The organism is Streptococcus sp. KHUD_014, from assembly GCF_051106275.1.
Lineage (GTDB): Bacteria > Bacillota > Bacilli > Lactobacillales > Streptococcaceae > Streptococcus.
This window is the reverse complement of sequence record NZ_CP193666.1, coordinates 1,214,286-1,233,652: the sequence shown is the minus strand read 5'-3', so window position 1 is coordinate 1,233,652 and position 19,367 is coordinate 1,214,286. Positions and strand designations below refer to the sequence as shown.

The window sequence follows — 19,367 nt, the reverse complement described above, 5'->3', positions numbered from 1 at the left end:
ACTTTTCTTCTATATATAGTAGTTAGGTCTTGACAGGTCTCTAAAAATGGTTTACACTTTATAAAGTTTATTACTTTGAAAAGGTGTGATACTGTGGCTACGGCAACAAAGAAGAAAAAATCAACAGTTAAAAAAAATCTAGTAATCGTGGAGTCGCCTGCAAAGGCTAAAACGATTGAAAAATATTTGGGTAGAAACTATAAAGTTTTAGCAAGTGTCGGTCATATCCGTGATTTGAAAAAATCCAGTATGTCGGTCGATTTTGAGAATAACTACGAGCCCCAATATATCAATATTCGCGGAAAAGGTCCTCTCATCAATGACTTGAAAAAAGAAGCTAAAAAATCCAATAAAGTCTTCCTCGCAAGTGACCCGGACCGTGAAGGAGAAGCTATTTCTTGGCATTTGGCTCATATTTTGAATCTAGATGAGAATGATGCTAACCGTGTTGTTTTCAACGAGATTACAAAAGATGCGGTAAAAAATGCCTTTAAAGAACCTCGTAAGATTGACATGGATTTGGTGGATGCCCAACAAGCCCGTCGTGTCTTGGACCGCTTGGTAGGTTATTCTATTTCACCAATTTTATGGAAAAAGGTTAAGAAGGGCTTATCAGCAGGGCGCGTGCAATCTGTTGCCCTTAAGCTAATCATTGACCGTGAAAATGAGATCAATGCTTTTCAACCAGAAGAATATTGGACTATTGATGGAGTCTTCAAAAAGGGGACTAAGCAATTCCAAGCATCCTTCTATGGAATGAATGGCAAGAAGATGAAATTGACTAGTAATGAAGAGGTCAAAGAAGTCTTGTCTCACCTATCCAGCAAAGACTTTACAGTGGATCAGGTAGATAAAAAAGAGCGCAAGCGTAACGCTCCACTACCTTATACTACCTCAACTATGCAGATGGATGCAGCTAATAAAATCAATTTCCGTACTCGAAAGACCATGATGGTTGCCCAGCAACTCTATGAAGGGATTAATATTGGTACGGGCGTCCAAGGTTTGATCACCTATATGCGTACAGACTCGACTCGTATCAGTCCAGTTGCACAAAATGAAGCTGCAAGCTACATCAATGAACGTTTTGGTAGTAAGTATTCTAAGCATGGTAGCAAGGTGAAAAATGCCTCTGGTGCTCAAGATGCCCATGAGGCTATTCGCCCATCGAGTGTCTTTAACACGCCAGAAAAAATTGCTAAATACTTAGACAAAGACCAACTAAAACTCTATACCCTTATCTGGAACCGTTTTGTAGCGAGTCAGATGACTGGTGCCATCTTTGATACCATGGCTGTTAAGCTCTCTCAAAATGGAGTTCAATTTGCAGCAAATGGCAGTCAGGTTAAATTTGATGGTTACTTGGCCATTTACAATGACTCAGATAAGAATAAGATGTTGCCGGACATGGCAGTTGGTGATGTTGTCAAACAGGTCAATAGTAAACCTGAGCAACACTTTACTCAACCACCAGCCCGATATTCGGAAGCAACACTGATTAAGACCTTGGAGGAAAATGGGGTTGGACGTCCATCGACTTATGCACCTACCATTGAAACTATTCAAAAACGCTATTATGTGCGTTTGGCAGCCAAGCGTTTTGAACCGACAGAGTTGGGAGAAATTGTCAATAAACTGATTGTTGAGTACTTCCCTGATATTGTCAATGTGACCTTTACAGCTGAAATGGAAAGAAAACTTGATGATGTCGAAGTCGGTAAAGAACAATGGCAACGAGTGATTGATGAATTTTACAAACCCTTCTCTAAAGAGGTTGCCAAAGCCGAAGAGGAGATGGAAAAAATCCAAATCAAGGATGAGCCAGCAGGATTTGATTGTGAAGAGTGTGGTAGTCCGATGGTTATTAAACTTGGTCGTTTTGGTAAGTTTTATGCTTGCAGCAATTTCCCAGATTGCCGTCATACACAGGCTATCGTGAAAGAGATTGGTGTTGAGTGTCCAAGCTGTCATCAAGGACAAATCATTGAAAGAAAAACCAAGCGTAATCGTATCTTTTATGGTTGCAATCGCTATCCAGAGTGTGAATTCACTTCTTGGGACAAGCCTGTAGGGCGAGATTGTCCAAAATGTGGTAACTTCCTCATGGAGAAAAAAGTCCGTGGTGGCGGTAAGCAAATAGTTTGTAGCAATGGCGACTATGAAGAAGAAAAAATCAAATAAAAAAATGAGTCCTGAAAATAAATTTCAGGCTCTTTTTAGTAAAGGCTTGACAAAATTCATTAAAATGTGGGAAACTAGTAAATGATTATTCTAAACTAGGAGAAGATATGCGTTTCATTTATCTCAGTATTGGTTTTATCTCGTTAGCTCTAGCTCTCGTAGGTATAGTTTTACCACTTTTGCCAACAACACCCTTTCTCTTGTTGTCAATAGCTTGTTTTTCAAAATCTTCTAAACGTTTTGAAGATTGGCTCTATCATACCAAGCTCTACCAAACTTATGTTGCGGACTTTAGAGAAACTAAGTCTATTGCGCGTGAACGAAAGAAGAAGATTATCGTATCGATTTATATTTTGATGGGAATCTCCATTTATTTTGCTCCGCTCTTACCTGTAAAAATTGCTTTGGGATGTTTAACCATCTTTATTACCTACTATCTTTTTAAGGTGATTCCTGATAAAGAATAGCTTTAATAAGTAAGGATTTCTCTTGATAAAAATAAAAACATATTCGGAATAATATGATATAATGAATTTAAACTAATCTTCAAGGAGTATCAAATGATTTACGAATTTTGTGCTGAAAATGTGACCTTGCTTGAAAAGGCTATGCAGGCAGGAGCTCGCCGCATCGAGCTCTGTGATAATTTAGCAGTTGGTGGAACAACTCCAAGCTACGGAGTGACAAAGGCAGCTGTGGAACTGGCGGCCGACTACGAAACGACCATTATGACTATGATTCGCCCGCGTGGTGGTGATTTTGTCTACAACGATTTAGAAGTTGCTATCATGCTTGAGGATATTGCTCTAACTGCTCAAGCAGGAAGTCAGGGCGTTGTCTTTGGTGCATTGACTGCTGATAAGAAGTTGGACAAGGCCAATCTTGAAAAATTGATTGCTTCATCTAAAGGTATGGAGATTGTCTTCCATATGGCTTTCGATGATTTGAGCGATGAAGATCAGTTGGAAGCCATTGATTGGCTTAGCCAGGCTGGTGTAACACGCATTCTCACTCGAGCTGGTGTATCTGGCGACTCGCTAGAGAAACGTTTTGCTCACTACCGCAGAATTTTAGAACATGCTGCAGGAAAAATTGAAATTTTACCTGGTGGAGGGATTGACATGGACAACCGTCAAACCTTTATTGACCAACTGGGCGTGACACAATTACATGGAACAAAGGTTGTCTTTTAAAAAATAGAAAGGAACTGCTAGCTTTTGGTAGCAGTTTTCGCTTATGTTTGAATTTTTTAAAGCCTATCAGTTTAATAGTAAAAAGGCTAAAGAGTATGGATTTGTAGAAAATCAAGGTGTATGGATCTATAGTTCGACTATCTTGCAGGGTGATTTTCTTATGAAGATTACTGTTGAGGATAGTGATTTAACTTTTCAGGTTTTTGATCAGGAAACTGGCGAACTCTATCCTCAAGTTCATATGGAAAGTATGAGAGGTACTTTTGTCGGAACTGTTCGAGAGGCTTGTTTGGAAGTTCTTTATGGTATTCGAAAGGCTTGTTTTGAGGTACAGGAATTTCTCTGTCCACAGACCAAGAGAATCATGGCGCTTGTTCAAGAAAAGTATGGCAATCAGCTGGAATATCTATGGGAGAAATCGCCTGATACGGCGGTTTTGCGCCATGAAGATAATCAGAAGTGGTATGCTATTTTAATGAGAATTCCTTGGGATAGGCTAGATAAGGGGAGAGAAGGGTTAGTGGAAGCAGTCAACCTCAAACACGACCAAGTAGCTGACTTGCTTTCACAAAACGGGATTTATCCAGCCTTTCATATGAATAAACGCTATTGGATTAGTCTTCCACTCGATGACACTCTAACTGACGAAAAGGTCCTTGAATTATTTGAGAGAAGTTGGTTTTTGACTTCTAAGAAATAAATAAACATATTTGAGTTTTCAAATACTTTCAATTCGCAAAATATTCTTTATTGAAGAAATTTTCAGAAAATATTGGATTTTTCTTGACAAGTGATTTTTCCTATGCTAGAATACTAAACAAGACATCAAACAAAGGAGAAAGCCAAACATGAAAACAGCTAAGTTTAATCAATTTGCTTTGTTGTTGAGGTACTCGGACTAGTGCAAAAGCATTAGTCCTGTTTGGCTTACCAAGCGGGAGTAAATCAACATCTCGCTTGGAACTCCGAGCGAGATGTTTTTTCTATATCGAAAATGTGAAGGGAGAATTCTCATGCGTGTAGTTGAGTTTTTAGATACCAGTCTCCGAGATGGTGAGCAGACACCAGGTGTCAATTTTTCAATAAAGGAAAAGGTTGCTATAGCAAAACAGCTAGAGAAATGGGGAATTTCAGCAATTGAAGCTGGTTTTCCAGCTGCTAGTCCAGATTCATTTACAGCTGTTCAAGAAATTGCTAAGGCTATGAAAAAAACAGCCGTGACAGGATTAGCTCGTTCTGTTAAATCAGACATTGACGCTTGTTATGAAGCACTTAAAGATGCAAAGTATCCTCAGATTCACGTCTTTATCGCTACCAGTCCAATTCACCGTAAGTATAAGCTCAATAAGAGTAAGGAAGAGATTTTGGAAGCGATCAGTGAACATGTTTCCTATGCACGGAGTAAGTTTGAAGTAGTAGAATTCTCTCCTGAAGATGCGACTAGAACTGAGCTGGACTTTCTCCTACAAGTCGTTCAAACTGCGGTTGATGCGGGTGCGACTTATATCAATATTCCTGATACAGTAGGTTTTACAACTCCAGAGGAATACGGAAGTATCTTTAAATATCTGATTGACAATGTTAAAATCGACCGTCAGATTATCTATTCGCCTCACTGTCACGATGACCTTGGAATGGCAGTTGCAAATAGCCTTGCTGCTGTCAAGAACGGAGCAGGACGAATTGAAGGAACCATTAACGGTATTGGAGAACGAGCTGGGAATGCTGCTCTAGAAGAAATAGCAGTGGCTCTCAATATTCGACAAGATTATTATCAAGCAGAGACAAGTATCGTCCTAAACGAAACGATTAATACGTCCGAAATGGTCTCTCGCTTCTCAGGGATTCCAGTTCCCAAAAATAAGGCAGTTGTCGGTGGAAATGCCTTCTCTCATGAATCAGGTATTCACCAAGACGGAGTTCTTAAAAATCCACTTACCTATGAAATCATCACACCTGAGTTGGTGGGTGTAAAGAGTAATAGTCTTCCGCTTGGAAAATTATCTGGTCGACATGCCTTTGTAGAGAAACTGAGAGAACTGGCCTTAGACTTCACAGAAGAGGATATCAAGCCACTCTTTGACAAATTCAAATCACTTGCAGATAAGAAACAAGAAGTCACAGACGCGGATATTCGTGCTCTGGTAGCTGGAACCATGGTTGAAAATCCAGAAGGTTTCCACTTTAATGATTTACAACTTCAAACTCATGCGGAAAATGAAATTGAAGCAACTGTTAGATTGGCTAATTTGGATGGTGAGAAAGTCGACTTTAATGCGACTGGACAAGGTTCTGTTGAAGCTATCTTTAACGCTGTTGACAAGTTCTTTAATCAATCTGTTCGCCTGGTATCCTACACCATTGATGCAGTTACTGATGGGATTGATGCCCAGGCACGTGTATTGGTCACTGTTGAAAATAGAGAAACAGAAACAATCTTTAACGCGGCCGGAATTGATTTCGATGTGTTGAAGGCTTCAGCTATTGCTTACATCAATGCCAATACTTTTGTTCAAAAAGAGAATACCGGAGAGATAGGTCCAAATGTTTCCTATCGTGACATGCCTAGTCTTTAAAGGAGAATACCATGACAAAGAAAATTGTTGCCCTAGCAGGTGATGGGATTGGACCAGAAATCATGGAAGCTGGTTTAGAAGTTCTAGCATCTATATCCGAAAAAACAGGCTTTGACTATGAGATAGATAGACGACCTTTTGGAGGTGCAGGAATTGATGCGGCAGGACATCCTTTACCAGACGAAACGCTCAAGGCTTCTAAAGAAGCGGATGCTATTCTACTCGCTGCAATTGGTAGTCCTCAGTATGATGATGCTCCAGTTCGACCTGAACAAGGACTTTTGGCTCTCCGAAAGGAACTCAATCTCTATGCTAATATTCGTCCGGTTAAAATATTTGAGAGTCTCAGGCACTTATCACCTCTTAAGCCAGAACGAATAACTGGTGTTGACTTTGTAGTAGTACGTGAGTTGACAGGTGGGATTTACTTTGGAGAACATATCCTTGAAGAAAAAAAAGCGCGTGATATCAACGATTATAGTTACGAAGAAGTGGAGCGGATTATTCGCAAGGCTTTTGAAATAGCAAGAAATCGGAGAAAAATCCTTACCAGTATCGATAAGCAAAATGTTTTGGCAACATCAAAACTTTGGCGAAGAGTAGCTGAGGAAGTCGCAAAAGATTATCCCGACGTAACCTTGGAGCACCAGCTAGTCGACTCAGCTGCTATGCTCATGATTACCAATCCAGCTAAGTTTGATGTTATCGTGACAGAGAATCTTTTCGGAGATATCTTATCTGATGAATCAAGTGTTCTATCAGGCACACTTGGTGTCATGCCATCAGCCAGTCACTCTGAGAATGGGCCGAGTCTCTATGAACCCATTCATGGTTCGGCACCTGATATTGCTGGTCAAGGGATTGCCAATCCAATTTCCCTGATTTTATCAGTTGCTATGATGTTGCGTGATAGTTTTGGACGATATGAGGATGCAAAGCGTATCGAAAATGCTGTAGAAGCCAGTTTGGCAGTAGGAATTTTAACGAGAGATTTAGGAGGACAGGCTTCGACTAGGGAAATGACAGAAGCCATTATCGCAAGACTATGAAACTAAACGAAGGAATTACTTTTGCTCTATTGATCTGGAATCTTTTGACTTTTATCATCTATGGAATTGACAAATCCAGGGCAAATAGAGGTGCTTGGCGCATCCCAGAGAAATATTTATTATTATTTGCGTTCTTGTGTGGTGGTTTTGGTGCTTGGTTGGCAGGTGTTACCTTTCACCACAAGATTAGAAAATGGTATTTTAAAACGGTTTGGTTCCTAGGAATAGTGACTACACTAGTAGCTTTGTATTTTATATGGAGGTAATGAATGGCAGGAAAAACGATTTTTGATAAATTATGGGACCTCCATGTGATTACAGGAGAAGAAGGACAGCCTCAACTCATGTATGTAGATCAGCACTATATTCACGAGGTGACCAGTCCTCAAGCTTTTCAAGGATTGCGAGAGGCAGGACGTAGATTGAGACGACCAGATTTAACATTTGGTACCTTTGACCACAATGTCCCGACGGTCAATATATATGATATTCGAGATGTAATCTCCAAAGCACAGATTGATAAGTTAGCTGAAAATGTTGAAGAGTTTGGAATTGAACATGCAGCCCACGGTTCAGAAAAACAAGGGATCGTTCATATGGTTGGTCCAGAAACAGGAAGAACACAACCTGGGAAATTCATTGTCTGTGGTGATAGCCATACGGCTACTCACGGAGCTTTCGGAGCTATCGCATTTGGGATTGGGACCAGTGAGGTCGAGCATGTCTTTGCAACCCAAACCATTTGGCAGGTTAAACCCAAGAAAATGTTGGTGGAATTCACAGGAGTTCCTCAAAAAGGAGTCTATTCCAAGGATTTTATTTTAGCTTTGATTGCCAAGTACGGCGTTGCCTGTGGTGTTGGCTATGTGGTGGAATATCGTGGACAAGCGATTGATGCTCTGACTATGGAAGAGAGAATGACTATCTGCAATATGTCTATCGAGTTTGGCTCTAAAATGGGAATTATGAATCCGGATCAGAGGACTTATGATTATTTGAAGGGTCGAGAGTGTGTTCCCAAGGATTTTGATGCAGCAGTAGCTGATTGGAAAAGACTGGTTAGTGATGAAGATGCCGTTTATGATAAGGTTATTCGTTTGGATGTGTCAGAATTGGCTCCTATGGTGACTTGGGGTACTAATCCCGCTATGGGTGTTGACTTTGATTCTAGTTTCCCAGAAATTACGGATATGAATGATGAACGAGCCTATCATTACATGGATTTGCAACCAGGTCAAAAACCAGCAGATATCCAACTAGGCTATGTCTTTATTGGTTCTTGTACAAATGCTCGTCTCAGTGATTTACAACTGGCAGCTCGATTTGTCGAAGGGAAGAAGATTGCCCCTAACTTAACAGCTATCGTGGTACCTGGTTCTCGACCAGTCAAGCGAGCTGCTGAGAAGTTAGGTTTGGACAAGGTATTCCTAGATGCCGGCTTCGAGTGGAGAGATCCAGGGTGTTCTATGTGTCTAGGAATGAATCCTGATAAAGTACCAGATGGTGTTCACTGTGCCTCGACTAGCAATCGTAACTTTGAGGATCGACAGGGCTTTGGTGCTAAGACTCATCTCTGTAGTCCAGCTATGGCAGCTGCGGCAGCTATCGCAGGACGTTTCGTAGATGTACGGCAAATGCCAGAAGCCCAGTAAGGAGAGGATATGGAGAAATTTACAGTTTATACGGGAACGACCGTTCCTCTGATGAATGACAATATCGATACCGACCAAATTCTTCCCAAACAGTTTCTGAAGTTGATTGATAAGAAAGGCTTTGGTAAATATCTCATGTATGCTTGGCGTTATCTGGACGATAAGTACACTGAGGATCCAGACTTTGTCTTTAACCGACCAGAATATCGCAAGGCGAGTATTCTCATCACAGGAGATAACTTTGGGGCTGGCTCTTCTAGAGAGCACGCAGCTTGGGCGCTAGCAGACTATGGTTTTAAGGTCGTGATTGCGGGGTCTTTTGGAGATATTCATTACAATAATGAACTCAATAATGGTATGTTGCCTATTATTCAACCTAGGGAGGTTAGAGAAAAACTCGCCCAACTCAAACCAAACGACCAGATAACTGTCGACTTGAAACAACAGAAAATCATCACACCAGTCGGAAAATTCTCCTTTGAAATTGATAGCGATTGGAAACACAAGCTCTTAAATGGTTTGGATGATATCGGTATTACCATGCAGTACGAAGATTTGATTGTTGCTTATGAAAGACAACGTCCAGCCTACTGGCAGGATTAGAATAAATATAGAAAAGGAAATAGAACTATGACAAAACACATTCAATGGAACGGAACACTTTCACAAGAAGGCTATGACATTTTAAAAGGTGAGGGCGGATGTATCGTTTGTCCTACAAAAGTTGGCTACATCATCATGACCAGTGACAAGTCAGGACTTGAACGTAAGTTTGAAGCTAAAGAACGTAACCGTAACAAACCAGGTGTTGTTCTCTGCGGTAGCATGGATGAGCTTCGCGCTTTAGCACAACTCAACCCAGAAATTGAAGCCTTTTACCAAAAACATTGGGACGAAGACATTCTTCTTGGTTGTATCCTTCCATGGAAACCAGAAGCCTTTGAAAAACTCAAAGCATACGGGGATGGACGTGAAGAACTCATGACTGACGTTCGTGGAACGAGCTGCTTTGTCATCAAGTTTGGTAAAGCTGGTGAACAGTTGGCTGCTAAACTTTGGGAAGAAGGTAAAATGGTCTACGCTTCATCTGCAAACCCTTCTGGAAAAGGAAATCGTGGTAAGGTGGAAGGAATCGGTCAACGTATCGAAGGAGCAGTGGATCTTGTCATAGAAGCAGACGACTACGTGGCATCTATCCAACCTGACAAAACAGTTGAAACTCGCTACGAGCAAGGTGTGATGGTGTCTATGGTTGATAAAGACGGCAAGCTTATTCCAGAACAAGGAGGAGAACGTTCAATCTCACCAGCACCAGTTGTGATCCGTAAAGGACTTGACATCGATAAAATCATGATGCATCTGTCAGACACCTTTAACTCATGGGACTATCGTCAGGGTGAGTATTATTAGGATGTAGAAGAAGTGAGGTTTAGTCATTATTGATAAAAACAGATTTTTTAAAAGTATTCATACACAATTAAAATCAAAGTTCATTTTTTATTGATAGGCGGCTTAAGAAACATCATAATACAAGTATAAACTTGTAAATTTACCAGCAAATCAATGAACAATACTATATTCAGGGCAAGCAAGTAATGAGTTTCTAACAATAACTTTAATATGTTTGTTTATACAGTAACATTTCTCCTCTTTTTGATTTTAAATGAGTATTAAATTGCGATAAGTTGAGTTAATTGGATTAAGAACCTCAAAAACAAAAAGGAAAGCATCTCATGAAAAGATGTTTTCCTTTTATTGTATAAGTTATCGAATAGAGTTATCATATTGATTTTCTTCAAATTCAAAGTGGATCAAAAATGATACTTGATGAATAATGATACTCTGTAGTTTAACCATTTTATTAGTTGTTTTCGACTTGTTCACTATATTTTGGTTTTAGTGTTGTTCCTGAATTGATAATAGTGCGTTTTTGAACTAAAGGCAATTCTGTACGATTATAAACTGTTCGCCAAGGTTCCCAAGCAAGACCTGTTTTTTCTTGAATTTTTACGCGAAGATTGCGAACGTTTCCTCTAAATTGTAGTTCAGTTTGGAAACCAGCAGTTCTATTTTTTCCATTATCTTCCCATTCACGAGATCGGATGCTTTCAATTCCATTTTCGTCATATGTGACTTCGTCCCAGTAAACGTAGTAACGAGCGACATACCCACCCTTATGTTGCAAATTGAGATAGCCATTCTTGTAAGAGGTAATTTTTGTTTCGATATAATCAGTACTGTTTTGGATTGTTGCAACTTGATTATCTCTTAAAAAGGCAGTTTTATAAGAAATAGGGACTGCAGGATTTTGTGTACTAAAATTAGCTCCTTCTTGAATTAATTTTTTGAGATCTTCAGGTGTTCCAGTAACTACTCGAGCAGCGCCATCAGCGTTACCGCCAACAATAACAGCTGTTACAGAAGTATTTTTCAAAACACGAGCCCATTCAGATTCAGGGTTAATAGGCACACCTTTAATGACAGCATTTATAGCTGCTTTAAGTTCTGTACTTGTACTTGTTGTTTCAAATTTAACATACATTTGACGGCCATAAGACATACTAGAAACATAAACAGGAGGTGTTTGTTCATCCAAGCCGCGATCTTGTAAATCGTTGACTGTTACATTATCACCAAAGACATCTCCAGGATTTTTTGGTGCATCAAAGTTAGCGGTAAAGTAAATTTGTTTAAAGTCGACAACTTCAATTTGTTTTTCACCTTTTTGTGCAGCTTCAAAGTCAATTTTTAAATCAACCCCAATTTTTTCAAAGTTGCTACCAAATTTTGCTTTTAGTTGATTCATACTATATGCTGAAGTAGAATCGTATTGCATACGAGAAGGTGCAGGATTGCTTGATGCATAATTTGCATTCCATCTATTTACCAGAGTGTTAATTCCTACCTGCATACCACTGACTGTTGTGTTTGCATCAGTATAGCTATCTGTTCCAGCCATTCCTGGAAGGTCTACGCTGATTCTACCCTGTTTTCTATCAATACTAACAAGTTGAGGTTTATTTTCTAATAAACCTTGATCTGCTCGGAACAAAGCGCCTAAGAAGATGTCGCTATTACCGTTAATTGAAACATCAGCTGAATTATTAGAAATACTCTTTTTCACTTTTTCAATTACAACAAATTCATTTCCTTGTTGTTTTGAAGATGTATTTGAATAATTTTCGATTGCTTCACCTCTACGAGTTAAAATATCAATTTTGTTGTAGTTTAATCCGAAAAGATATTTATTCAAGTCCTTATCGGCCTGATTAGTAGATCTCATGAGGTTTTCCATAACATCTGCTTTTGGTGCTTCAGTTACAGTAGTGGCATCTTTTTCTTCGGTTTTTGAATTGAGGTTTGGAGTACTTTCTTGTTCGTTTACTGTAGGTTCTGTTTTTGGATTAGAACTACTTGAAATTGGGGGTTCAGTAGCTTTTACAGTATTATTTTGAATAATCGAAGCTGTACTTAATAAAAATGTTGCAATAACTACACCACAGACACCAATGCTACGTTTTCGGATAGAATAACGAAAACCTTTTTCAAGATTATTTTGAATCATATAAAGCTCCTAGTTTATTATTTCATTTTATTATCTCTTGAATGCGCTTTCTCGGGATAAAAATATTCTAGCAGAAATAAAAATCTAATGCAATCGTTTTCTTAACAAAATGGACATATTTATATATATGTTTATTTTTATAGATTTATGCTTTTTAGTGTAATTTCTCTCTCGCTAGAGAGTTCACCTATGATAATCCCCTCATGCAACTGATCCGTCACACTATTGAATACATTAAGAATCAGAAAAGTATAGGGAGAGGAGTTCTTGATAATCTCTCAACTAGTCGTGAAAATGTGGCAGAGATCGTGCGAGTAACGCCCTATTATAAATTAGCTGATCGTGCTAAGATTATCAGACTAAATCAAACCAAACCTCTTCGTCATGCCTACTTTCGAGAGTACAGAAAATTGCAAGAGCTTTGCCTGATGATCCTAAATAGAGAAGAACATGGTTTAGGATACCAAGAGCAAAAAATCCATGGTATTCTTTTTGATGTTGCTTGGCTTTGGGAAGAGTATGTTCATACCTTGTTGCCAAAAGAGTTCATCCATCCTAGAAATAAGGATAAGACGGATGGTATTTCAGTATTTTCTAATCGTGAAAGAAAAATATTTCCAGATTTTTATCATAAAGAGTTAAAAATCGTTTTAGATGCTAAATACAAAAAACTGGAATTGATTGAAAAGGGAATCAATCGTGAGGACTTGTTCCAGCTGATTTCCTATTCTTATATTTTAGAAGCTAAGCAGGCTGGGCTTGTTTTTCCTAGTGAGGAAAAGGTAGTTGATAATGAGATAGGTAAGCTAGCAGGCTATGGAGCCCTGTTGAAGAAATGGTCTATCCAAGTCCCTGGACAAGCTGAAAGCTATCAAGATTTTGTCAGGAAGATGGAGACCTTTGAAAAAGTGTTTATCGAAAATCTCAGCAGGGATTTAAAAGGTAAGACAAATACAGGGTAAATGTCTAGTTATCTCCTTGATCGAAAATACGAAACACGAACGTTATTTATTTTCGGACATAATAATTGACAAAAAACGGACATTAATGTAAACTTGTTAGAGTAATTGTCTGGAAAAGACGAGACTATTCCTAACTTTAGGAAAGTCTAAAGAAGAGAAATGAGAGAAATATGTTAAACGAATTTCCAATCTTTGACTATGAAGATATTCAGCTAATCCCAAATAAGTGCGTCCTTCAAAGTCGTGCAGAAGCTGATACACATGTGACCTTGGGAAAACATACCTTTAAGTTGCCAGTTGTTCCTTCTAATATGCAGACTATCTTGGATGAAGATGTTGCTGAACAGCTTGCCAAGGGTGGCTATTTTTACATCATGCACCGTTTTGATGAAGAGGGACGTATCCCCTTTGTGAAACGCATGCATGAGAAAGGTTTGATTGCTTCTATCTCTGTTGGTGTTAAAGATTACGAGTATGATTTTGTTAGTCAATTAAAGGATGACGCACCAGAGTACATCACTATTGATATTGCTCATGGTCATGCTGACAGTGTGATTTCAATGATTCAGCACATCAAAAAAGAGTTGCCAGATACTTTTGTCATCGCTGGTAACGTTGGTACTCCAGAAGCTGTTCGTGAACTTGAAAATGCTGGTGCTGATGCTACTAAGGTCGGAATCGGTCCAGGTAAAGTATGTATCACTAAGGTAAAAACTGGTTTTGGTACTGGTGGCTGGCAGTTAGCAGCCCTTCGTTGGTGCGCTAAGGCTGCACGTAAACCGGTTATTGCTGATGGTGGCATTCGTACACACGGTGATATTGCTAAGTCAATCCGCTTTGGAGCAAGCATGGTTATGATTGGTTCACTCTTTGCAGGTCATATCGAAAGCCCTGGTAAAACTGTCGAAGTCGATGGTAAACAATTTAAAGAATACTATGGTTCCGCTTCAGAATACCAAAAAGGTGCCTATAAGAATGTCGAAGGTAAGAAAATTCTTCTTCCTGCCAAAGGACATTTACAAGATACCCTAACTGAGATGGAACAAGATTTGCAAAGTTCGATTTCTTACGCTGGAGGTCGAAAGGTAGCTGATCTTAGACATGTAGATTATGTGATTGTGAAGAACTCTATCTGGAATGGAGATGCTCACTAAAAATATGATTACTTATTTATGCCGCGAATTGGCGTGGCGTTTCTACAAGGTACCGTAAATACCTAACAATGAGTAAGTCGAAGAGAGATAAAAGAAGCAGGGATATCTGTTTCAATCTTTCTAAGGGGCTTACTATGTAAGTCCCTTTTTATTTCGGAGGTTATTGTGAAATTACTAGAGGAACGTATTTTAAAAGATGGGAATATTCTAGGTGAGAATATTCTTAAGGTGGATTCTTTCTTAACTCACCAAGTTGATTATAAGTTAATGCGCGAGATTGGTCGCACCTTTGCAGAATATTTTAAAATTGCAGGTATTACCAAAGTCGTAACCATTGAAGCATCTGGAATTGCTCCAGCTCTATATGTTGCAGAACAATTAGATGTACCTATGATTTTTGCTAAGAAGGCAAAAAATATTACCATGAATGAAGGAATTTTAACTGCTGAGGTTTATTCTTTCACTAAACAAGTAACTAGTACCGTATCCATTGCAGGGAAGTTCTTATCTCCAGGAGATAAAGTATTAATTATTGATGATTTCTTGGCTAATGGTCAAGCAGCTAAAGGTTTGATTCAGATTATCGAACAAGCTGGTGCTACAGTCGAGGCCGTCGGGATTGTGATTGAAAAATCTTTCCAAGATGGTCGTGAACTGTTAGAAAAATCAGGTCATCAGGTAGTATCACTTGCTCGTTTAGAGCGTTTTGAAAATGGAAGAGTTATCTTCAAGGAGGCAGACATCTAATGAATCAAAAAGAAAACCACTCAAAAGCAGCCGTATTGGGCTTGCAACACTTACTTGCCATGTACTCAGGTTCAATCCTGGTACCAATCATGATTGCAGGTGCCCTAGGTTACTCACCTCAACAACTGACATACCTTATCTCTACAGATATCTTTATGTGTGGGGTCGCAACTCTATTGCAGTTACAATTAAATAAATATTTCGGTGTCGGTTTACCGGTTGTTCTGGGTGTAGCCTTTCAGTCTGTTGCTCCACTTATTATGATTGGACAAAGTCACGGTAGTGGTGCTATGTTTGGTGCCTTGATTGCTTCTGGTATTTATGTCGTTCTTGTAGCAGGTGTATTTTCTAAGATTGCTAATCTGTTCCCTTCAATCGTAACGGGTTCTGTCATTACAACAATCGGATTGACCTTGATTCCAGTAGCTATTGGGAATATGGGAAATAATGTCGAAAAACCAACGGGACAAAGTCTAGCGTTAGCAACAATCACTATTCTTATCATTCTCTTGGTTAATATCTTTACAAAAGGATTTATTAAGTCAATTTCTATTTTGATTGGTTTGATTGCAGGTACTATCATCGCTGCAACTATGGGCTTGGTTGATTTCTCTCCAGTAGCAGAAGCTCCACTTGTTCATATCCCAACTCCATTCTACTTTGGTGCTCCACAATTTGAGATTTCTTCTATTGTCATGATGTGTATTATCGCTACTGTATCAATGGTAGAATCAACTGGTGTATATCTTGCCCTTTCTGATATTACTAAAGATCCAATCGATAGCACTCGTCTCCGTAATGGTTATCGTGCTGAAGGTCTTGCTGTGTTACTTGGTGGACTTTTCAATACCTTCCCTTATACAGGATTTTCACAAAACGTAGGTTTGGTTAAACTTTCAGGTATTCGTACCCGTTTACCGATCTACTACGCTGGTGCTTTCCTCATCTTACTTGGTCTCTTGCCTAAGTTTGGTGCCTTGGCTCAGATTATTCCTAGCCCTGTTCTTGGTGGAGCAATGCTGGTCATGTTTGGTTTTGTTTCTCTCCAAGGGATGCAAATCTTAGCGCGTGTAGACTTTGAGCACAATGAACACAACTTCCTCATTGCAGCAGTTTCTATTTCTGCTGGGGTGGGATTGAACGGAAGCAATCTCTTCAATACTCTACCAACAGAATTACAGATGTTCTTCTCAAATGGTATTGTTATTGCAAGTACAGTGGCCATCATTTTGAATGCTATTTTGAATCGTAAAAAATAAAAATAAATGAGAAGTGATAGAAATATCCTTCTCATTTTCTTTTTTAGAGCTTCTGTATTGTTTCTATAGTCCTTTTTATGGTAAAATGGTTCTATGAATGAAAGAATGAAAGAGCTCGTTGAGTTGCTCAATCGCTATGCGACAGAGTATTATACAAGTGATAACCCATCTGTATCTGATAGTGAGTATGATCGTCTCTATCGTGAATTGGTAGAGTTAGAAAAAGCTCATCCAGAGCAAGTCTTGCCAGATAGTCCGACCCATCGCGTCGGCGGTAAGATTCTAGATGGTTTTGAAAAATATAGTCATCAGTATCCTCTCTATAGTTTGCAGGATGCTTTTTCTCGTGAAGAGCTCGATGCCTTTGATGCGCGTGTTCGTAAAGAATTGGATGAAGTTACTTATATCTGTGAGTTAAAAATTGATGGTTTATCGATTTCCTTGACTTATGAGCAGGGAATTTTTGTTGCTGGAGCAACTCGAGGTGATGGCTCCATTGGTGAAAACATCACTGAAAATCTTAAACGAGTGAAAGACATTCCTTTATCATTATCTGAAAAAATAGATATAACAGTTCGTGGTGAATGTTATATGCCGAGAGCTTCTTTTGACCAGGTCAATCAATCTCGTCAGGAAAACGGGGAGCCAGAATTTGCCAATCCAAGAAATGCTGCTGCAGGAACACTTCGCCAGTTAGATACAGCAGTAGTAGCCAAACGTAATCTTGCAACCTTCCTTTATCAGGAAGCTAGTCCTTCAACTCGGGATAGTCAAGAGAAGGTTTTGAAACATTTAGAACAATTAGGCTTTGTAGTTAATCAAAGACGTATATTAGCTCATAGTATGGACGAGGTTTGGGCGTTTATTCAAGAAATTGGTCAAGAAAGAGACCAGTTGCCTTATGATATCGATGGAGTTGTGATTAAGGTCAATGATCTAGCTGGTCAGGAGCAACTAGGATTTACAGTCAAAGCGCCTAAATGGGCAGTAGCATATAAATTCCCAGCAGAAGAAAAAGAAGCAAAACTGCTTTCTGTTGACTGGACAGTAGGAAGAACTGGTGTCGTAACTCCGACTGCTAATCTTACTCCGGTGCAATTAGCAGGTACAACAGTTAGTCGTGCAACGCTTCATAATGTCGACTATATCGCTGAAAAGGATATTCGTAAAGAGGATACAGTCATTGTCTACAAGGCGGGAGATATCATTCCAGCTGTTTTACGAGTGGTAGAGTCTAAGCGAGTGTCAGAGGAAAAACTTGATATTCCAACAAACTGTCCAAGTTGTGAGAGTAAGTTGTTACACTTTGAAGATGAGGTGGCTCTTCGTTGTATCAATCCACGATGCCCTGCTCAAATCAAGGAAGGTTTGACGCATTTCGCATCGCGTGATGCTATGAATATCTCTGGCCTTGGCCCATCAATCGTAGAAAAATTATTTGCTGCCAATTTGGTTAAAGATGTTGCAGATATTTATCGTTTGACTGTGGAAGATTTGCTTTTGCTAGATGGTATCAAGGAAAAATCTGCTCAAAAGCTCTACCAGGCTATTCAAGCATCCAAAGAAAATTCTGCTGAAAAACTTTTGTTTGGTTTGGGGATTCGTCATGTAGGAAGTAAGGCAAGTCAGTTGCTTTTACAAAACTTCCACTCAATCGAATCGCTAGCACAAGCCAATCCTGAAGAAATTGCAAATATTGAAAGTTTGGGGAGTGTCATTGCTCAAAGCCTACAGACCTATTTTGCTACAGAGGGTTCTGAAATCCTTTTAAGGGAATTAAAAGAATCAGGTGTTAATCTAGACTACAAAGGACAGACAGTTGCAGCAAATGCAGCCTTGTCTGGTTTAACTGTCGTATTGACAGGAAAGCTAGAGCGTTTGAATCGCTCAGAAGCTAAAAATAAATTAGAAAGTCTAGGAGCCAAGGTTACTGGTAGTGTGTCGAAAAAAACAGACCTTGTTGTAGCAGGAGCAGATGCAGGAAGCAAGCTCCAAAAAGCACAAGAACTGGGAATAGAGATTCGTGATGAAGCTTGGCTTGAGAGTTTGTAAGCTATGAAAGAAGTAAAAAAACGCGCACGTCTCATTTATAATCCGACCTCAGGCCAGGAAATTATCAAGCAAAATATCGCAGAAGTTCTAGAAGTGTTAGAGAGCATAGGCTATGAAACAAGTGCTTTTCAGACCAAACCTGAACACTTATCAGCCCAGAAAGAAGCAGAAAGAGCTACAAAAGCTGGATTTGATTTGGTTTTGGTAGCTGGTGGCGATGGTACTATCAATGAAGTGGTTAATGGAATTGCACCTCTGGAACATCGTCCAAAGATAGCCATCATTCCTACTGGAACTACCAATGACTATGCAAGAGCATTGAAAATCCCCATGGGCGATCCAGTTGCTGCAGCGAAGATCATTGCTAAAAATGAAACCAAGCAAATTGATATTGGTCGTGCCTTTGGTGATAAGTATTTCATCAATATTGCTGCGGCAGGAGCTCTTACGGAGTTAACTTTTAGTGTTCCGAGTGAACTAAAGACGCGTTTGGGTTATCTGGCCTACGTTGCTAAAGGCTTCGAGATGTTTCCAAAATCCAAAGCCCGTCCTGTTCGTATTTACCATGATTGGGGAATTTTTACAGGAGAAGTTTCTCTTGTCTTTGTTGCCTTGACCAATTCTATTGGTGGATTTGAGCAATTCGCACCTGATACCAAACTGGATGATGGCAATTTTACGCTTATTCTAGTAAAGACGGATAAAATACTAGATATGTTGAGTCTGCTAGTTCAGGCCATGAACGGAGGCCAACATGTGTCAGATGTCAATGTTGAATATCTGAAAACTAGTAAACTCCGAATTGAAACTTTGGATCAGGAAGAGCCTTTTATGCTCAATCTTGATGGAGAATACGGTGGTGATACACCAGTAGATTTGGAAGTGTGCCATAATCATATTGAGTTTTTTGTGAATCCTGAGGCGATTGATCAAGGAATTATTCATGAAATATAAAATCAAATTAATTTAGAAATTAG

The 19,367-nt window shown here is 39.3% G+C and carries 16 protein-coding genes, 1 pseudogene and 1 riboswitch; of the genes and pseudogenes, 16 read left to right on the top strand and 1 reads right to left on the bottom strand.

The features are described from left to right. Window positions 1-93 precede the first annotated feature (93 nt). The 10 genes from topA (at window position 94) to ACORHT_RS05935 (ending at window position 10,061) form a co-directional block, all read left to right on the top strand. Window positions 94-2,181, top strand: coding sequence for a type I DNA topoisomerase (gene topA, locus ACORHT_RS05980; RefSeq protein ID WP_434349719.1), 2,088 nt, complete (start codon window positions 94-96; stop codon window positions 2,179-2,181). A 107-nt stretch (window positions 2,182-2,288) separates the two neighbouring features. Then, a complete protein-coding gene (locus ACORHT_RS05975; protein ID WP_434349718.1) occupies window positions 2,289-2,648 on the top strand; it encodes a YbaN family protein in 360 nt (119 codons plus the stop codon). Between the two features lie 93 nt (window positions 2,649-2,741). Next, window positions 2,742-3,374, top strand: coding sequence for a copper homeostasis protein CutC (locus tag ACORHT_RS05970; protein ID WP_434349717.1), 633 nt, complete (start codon window positions 2,742-2,744; stop codon window positions 3,372-3,374). 43 nt (window positions 3,375-3,417) lie between these two features. Beyond that, window positions 3,418-4,074, top strand: a complete 657-nt coding sequence (locus ACORHT_RS05965; RefSeq protein WP_434349716.1) for an MmcQ/YjbR family DNA-binding protein — start codon at window positions 3,418-3,420, stop codon at window positions 4,072-4,074. Window positions 4,075-4,387: 313 nt separating this feature from the next. Then, window positions 4,388-5,950 carry a 2-isopropylmalate synthase gene (locus tag ACORHT_RS05960; RefSeq protein WP_434349715.1) on the top strand — a complete coding sequence of 521 codons (1,563 nt, stop codon included), beginning with the start codon at window positions 4,388-4,390 and terminating at the stop codon, window positions 5,948-5,950. 11 nt (window positions 5,951-5,961) lie between these two features. Next, window positions 5,962-6,999 carry a 3-isopropylmalate dehydrogenase gene (leuB, locus tag ACORHT_RS05955; RefSeq protein ID WP_434349714.1) on the top strand — a complete coding sequence of 346 codons (1,038 nt, stop codon included), beginning with the start codon at window positions 5,962-5,964 and terminating at the stop codon, window positions 6,997-6,999. Then, window positions 6,996-7,265 carry a DUF1294 domain-containing protein gene (locus tag ACORHT_RS05950; protein ID WP_434349713.1) on the top strand — a complete coding sequence of 90 codons (270 nt, stop codon included), beginning with the start codon at window positions 6,996-6,998 and terminating at the stop codon, window positions 7,263-7,265. The genes leuB and ACORHT_RS05950 overlap by 4 nt, the downstream gene beginning before the upstream one ends. Before the next feature lie 3 nt (window positions 7,266-7,268). After that, the gene (leuC, locus tag ACORHT_RS05945) at window positions 7,269-8,651 is read left to right on the top strand and encodes a 3-isopropylmalate dehydratase large subunit (protein ID WP_434349712.1); all 1,383 of its coding nucleotides are present in this window, start codon (window positions 7,269-7,271) and stop codon (window positions 8,649-8,651) included. Between the two features lie 9 nt (window positions 8,652-8,660). Beyond that, the gene (gene leuD / locus ACORHT_RS05940; RefSeq protein ID WP_434349711.1) at window positions 8,661-9,254 is read left to right on the top strand and encodes a 3-isopropylmalate dehydratase small subunit; all 594 of its coding nucleotides are present in this window, start codon (window positions 8,661-8,663) and stop codon (window positions 9,252-9,254) included. 27 nt (window positions 9,255-9,281) lie between these two features. Further along, window positions 9,282-10,061, top strand: a complete 780-nt coding sequence (locus tag ACORHT_RS05935) for an L-threonylcarbamoyladenylate synthase (RefSeq protein ID WP_434349710.1) — start codon at window positions 9,282-9,284, stop codon at window positions 10,059-10,061. 451 nt (window positions 10,062-10,512) lie between these two features. On the opposite strand, the gene ACORHT_RS05930 is transcribed toward ACORHT_RS05935, so the two are convergent. Beyond that, window positions 10,513-12,216, bottom strand: a complete 1,704-nt coding sequence (locus ACORHT_RS05930) for a thiol-activated cytolysin family protein (RefSeq protein ID WP_434349709.1) — start codon at window positions 12,214-12,216, stop codon at window positions 10,513-10,515. Between the two features lie 176 nt (window positions 12,217-12,392). Here ACORHT_RS05930 and ACORHT_RS05925 point away from each other — a divergent pair. From ACORHT_RS05925 to ACORHT_RS05900, 6 genes and pseudogenes are all read left to right on the top strand, one after another. After that, window positions 12,393-13,178: pseudogene (locus tag ACORHT_RS05925) on the top strand (5-methylcytosine restriction system specificity protein McrC); the annotation flags it as partial. Between the two features lie 170 nt (window positions 13,179-13,348). Continuing rightward, entirely contained in the window at window positions 13,349-14,332 is a 984-nt protein-coding gene (guaC, locus tag ACORHT_RS05920; RefSeq protein WP_434349708.1) for a GMP reductase, read from the top strand. Continuing rightward, a riboswitch (purine riboswitch) is annotated at window positions 14,325-14,421 on the top strand. (Overlaps the previous gene by 8 nt.) 76 nt (window positions 14,422-14,497) lie before the next feature. After that, entirely contained in the window at window positions 14,498-15,079 is a 582-nt protein-coding gene (locus ACORHT_RS05915; protein ID WP_049549578.1) for a xanthine phosphoribosyltransferase, read from the top strand. Next, the gene (locus tag ACORHT_RS05910) at window positions 15,079-16,338 is read left to right on the top strand and encodes a nucleobase:cation symporter-2 family protein (RefSeq protein ID WP_434349707.1); all 1,260 of its coding nucleotides are present in this window, start codon (window positions 15,079-15,081) and stop codon (window positions 16,336-16,338) included. Before ACORHT_RS05915 ends, ACORHT_RS05910 begins: the two co-directional genes overlap by 1 nt. 93 nt (window positions 16,339-16,431) lie before the next feature. Next, window positions 16,432-18,390, top strand: a complete 1,959-nt coding sequence (ligA, locus tag ACORHT_RS05905; protein ID WP_434349706.1) for an NAD-dependent DNA ligase LigA — start codon at window positions 16,432-16,434, stop codon at window positions 18,388-18,390. Window positions 18,391-18,393: 3 nt separating this feature from the next. After that, entirely contained in the window at window positions 18,394-19,344 is a 951-nt protein-coding gene (locus tag ACORHT_RS05900; RefSeq protein WP_434349705.1) for a diacylglycerol kinase family lipid kinase, read from the top strand. Window positions 19,345-19,367: the final 23 nt, after the last annotated feature.